The 3,736-nt window shown below is 49.5% G+C and carries 6 protein-coding genes; all 6 read left to right on the top strand.

The annotated features are described in order from the left end of the window. A partial coding sequence (locus tag PHI12_14000; protein ID MDD5511899.1) for a DUF5131 family protein occupies positions 1-941 on the top strand: 941 nt, incomplete at its 5' end. After that, the gene (locus PHI12_13995) at positions 941-1,159 is read left to right on the top strand and encodes a hypothetical protein (GenBank protein MDD5511898.1); all 219 of its coding nucleotides are present in this window, start codon (positions 941-943) and stop codon (positions 1,157-1,159) included. The genes PHI12_14000 and PHI12_13995, both read left to right, overlap by 1 nt. Before the next feature lie 2 nt (positions 1,160-1,161). Beyond that, positions 1,162-1,410 (top strand): hypothetical protein, encoded by a 249-nt coding sequence (locus tag PHI12_13990; GenBank protein MDD5511897.1) that lies wholly within the window; start codon positions 1,162-1,164, stop codon positions 1,408-1,410. A gap of 11 nt (positions 1,411-1,421) precedes the next feature. Then, positions 1,422-2,336, top strand: a complete 915-nt coding sequence (locus PHI12_13985; GenBank protein ID MDD5511896.1) for a hypothetical protein — start codon at positions 1,422-1,424, stop codon at positions 2,334-2,336. Continuing rightward, entirely contained in the window at positions 2,320-3,282 is a 963-nt protein-coding gene (locus PHI12_13980; protein ID MDD5511895.1) for an AAA family ATPase, read from the top strand. The genes PHI12_13985 and PHI12_13980 overlap by 17 nt, the downstream gene beginning before the upstream one ends. Before the next feature lie 41 nt (positions 3,283-3,323). After that, a complete protein-coding gene (locus PHI12_13975) occupies positions 3,324-3,566 on the top strand; it encodes a hypothetical protein (GenBank protein MDD5511894.1) in 243 nt (80 codons plus the stop codon). Positions 3,567-3,736: the final 170 nt, after the last annotated feature.

Here is a 3,736-nt window from a genome sequence, read left to right as displayed (position 1 = left end):
CGCTACTTAAACAACGAAGGGCTGACAGTCAGGTGAAACCGCCAGCCCTTGGCAGGGAAGAGCCGGGAGGTGTCACGGCTCTCTGCGTCTATGATAAGTTCGCCGAATTTGTTTGTCAAGGGAGGTTTATACCGGTGAATTTCCTCACGGAGTCTCGTATTGACTATCTTACTCATCGTTGGAATATACACAGCGGTTGTAATAACTTTGAGAACGGGCTATGCCAGATAGGCGAAGCATGCTGGGCACGCCAGGAAGTTGAGAAGTTTCCGGAGAGATATAAGTACGATTTTGACCCCCATTTCTGGCCCGAGGCACTCTATGCAGCTCTCAGCTTAAAGAAGCCTGCCAGAGTCGGTGTAGCGTTCCAGGGCGACCTCTTCTGTGACTGGTCATTGCCAATGTCGACAATCAACTTCGACCTGAAGAATGGCTACGATAAGACAGTCAGAGTAAGGTCGACGGTCCGGGACGCGACTTTCTCGATACTCCATTCTCTACCTTACTGCCGTTTCCTCTTCCTCACCAAGAACTGGGCCAACCTTCACCGATGGGAACCCTTCCCGGATAACGCCTGGATTGGCGGTACCGCAACTAACCAGAAAGCCCTTCACAGCCTTCTAATGACTCTACCATACGTGAGATGCGCTCACCGCTGGATATCTATAGAGCCACCCTACGAAAAGATGCACGCCACTATCGCAGAGCTCTTTAAGATTGGTTGGGTAGTTATCGGCGCTCAGACCAAACCCCTCATTAAAGTACCCCCGGAACACATCGAGTGGCTTGTCCGCAACTCCATTGAAATTAACATCCCCGTCTTTCTAAAAAAGAATATATGGTCGTCATTGCCGAAGACAGAACCCTTCTTCCACGATGGCGCTTTTCGTCAGGAATATCCTGCAGATCTGCAACTAAAATCGATAGGAGTAAAAACGTAATGCCACGCAAGACCATAAAAGAATCTCTCTGCCCCTACTATTTCAGAAAATGCTTACAAAGTGCATGCACTGAAGTACCAAAGACCACGGATCCTGAAACTTGGAAGAAGGGGGTCGACAAACTCGGGAGCTGCCCCCATGCCGGCGCCAACCTAACGCAAAAGGACTATAGGTCTCGCCAGGAATATATCGAAGAAAAAAAGACTAAGGAGAAGTAACCATGAACATTGAACGGTACAATAAGTTAATGGACGCAGCTGTAGACAAAAGATTCAACCTCACCGTAGACCGGGTTGGTGTAGGGATATTAGCGTCTGCCCTTCGTCTGTTGATACTACACCCACAGACCCAAGCTTTTGGACCTACTTTCAAAGCGAGTGCTAACGAGCTACGCGGCTGGTGCCGGCAACAATTTCTCTCGATGGGTTTCACCGAGGAGGAAATAAAAGAGCTAGATCCGGATAAGTAAGGCGGGGAACATTGAAAAACGAGAAGACTTATACATCTGCAGAGCTTATACAGCTTCTGCGTAAAAAATACAGGGTGGAAGATATCGCCAATGGTAACAACCCGGCGATACTGCTCGAGCAGGTTGCTAATGGTACAGGTTTCAGCGCAGACCGACATATCGACGCTGCAGTCTTCGAGATGTGGCCTTCAAAGGGATTGACCCGCCGAGCATTCGAGGTCAAGATTAGTAGAAACGACTTTCTCCGGGAGCTCAGCCAACCGGAGAAGTACAAATGGTGTCTACAATATTTTCACGAGTTCTGGTACGTTGCTCCCAAAGGTATTATCGAAATAGAAGAGCTCCCCCAGGGCGCCGGCTGGATATATCCTGCAGGCGACCGTCTGAATACCGCTCGTGCAGCCTCATACAACCGGGCACCTGAACTTAATGACGTTCTACTCGCCTCATTTCTCCGGTCCGCTCATAAGGAAATTGAGGTAGTCGCTAAACGAGAGAAGGCCACTTTCATACAGAATGACGAGGGTTACCAGCGTGCCAAGCGGTACGAGAAGGCTACCGACCGCTTTCTTGAGCAACGCCACGCCAGAAACTATTACATGCAAGAATACAGTGAGGAAGCGATCTTCAAAGCTCTGGAAGAAGCTACAATGGACAAACAGCTCAAGGAGGATAAAGAACACCTGCAGGGGATTGCCGACGCTTTTCAGAACCAGATCTCCTTGCTCTTCAACTTGATGGCGGTTATCGCCACACATGGGTTAATTGCTCGAGACAATATGGGGAAACACATCGTCGAGAGATGGGGAAGTCCTGAGCCCCTTGATAAAGACAGTGTTAAAAAGCTCCGATCTGCTTATGAGATCAAAGAGTCGAAGCTGATAGCGAATATACGGGAGTTTATCGATAATGGCTACCGACATTGAAATATTAAAAAAGGCTCAAGAGCGAGAAGACGACAAGCGGAGACCTCCACAATGGAAATCCTGGGAGTTCTGGGTTGTGGGCGCCACTAAAGACGATATCAAGCGTCTTGTCGACCAGGGATATGTTACGGCAGCGGTCAGGCAACCTCGTCTTACAAAATACCTGCTGACTGATAAAGGTCGTCAGGTTGTATGGTCCGCATCGATGGAGCGAAAGTTTACTGCCGTGCCCCGTAGTACCCTCATGGAGTCGATGGAGCTCGTCGTGGGTTTCGAGGATATAAAGGAAACATTAGCGGACGCCATCGCCCAGCGACGCCGAATCAACTTCATGCTCGAAGGGCCGCCGGCATGCGCGAAATCAGTTATCCTGGAATGCGTCAGAACATGCGTACCTTATGCTTACATGGCTTTCGGGTCCAGAACATCTGCAGCGGGTTTAAGCGACGTGCTCTTCGAGATAAAGCCGGAGCTCCTTCTCCTGGACGAAGTAGATAAAATGAGGCACGATTGCTATTCCGTTCTACTGGGTTTGATGGAGAAAGGAGAGATACTCGAGACAAAGAGCGGTAAGACCCGGGGGATCGTCCTGGACACGATGGTCATTGCTGCCTGCAATAGCTCGAAGAAGATGTCGCCTGAGTTCCTCTCCCGCTTTGCTTTCCATCCTTACTTTAAGGAATACACCCGCCAAGAATTTATTGACGTGTGTGTGGGAATGCTGACTCGAGTTGAGGGCTGCCCTCCGGATGTCGCCCACCTGATCGGTGTCCAAGTCTACGACATGGGACTGGGGGACGTGCGAAAGGCGAGGGGCGTCTGGCAACTGATGCGCGCACCGACCGAGGAAGAAGTTCAACGTATTATCAGAATGAATTTGAAATATAGCCCGGAGCTGGATACCAGGAAGGTGAAACGACAGGGCGTCAAGCTGCCGGGTTTTTAGATAACACTCATTATTTCTTGAAAAATAAAGGAGGCATCGTTATGTGGGTTACCGTAATGGAAGCGAACGCATGGGACGGATCCATCATCGAACTGAATAAAGTTCTTGATCCATCGCCTGGCGAAAAACCTTACATTATACACACCGGATTAAAAACAGGTGAGAAGCGCATATTCAGAAAATGGGGAGAGGCAGTGACATGGGGCGACGCCCTCTTTTTCTTCTCAAGCTGTATACAAAAAACATTCCCTGACTATAAAACAGAGGAGGTGAATCATGGCTGATAACAAATTTTTAGTCGGACTGCAGGGAGCTGACACTATCATCGTCGGGCTTCCCATGAGAGCAGCCCGCATGTCCAGAGAGGACGCTCTCAACCTGGCTGCATGGCTTGTAGCAATGGCAGCCCTAGACCCGGAGAAAGAATTTACCCCGATACTACAGGAGGTATTAA

It is taken from the genome of Dehalococcoidales bacterium, from assembly GCA_028716225.1.
Taxonomy (GTDB): domain Bacteria; phylum Chloroflexota; class Dehalococcoidia; order Dehalococcoidales; family UBA5760; genus UBA5760.
This window is presented reverse-complemented; position numbering and strand designations above follow the sequence as displayed.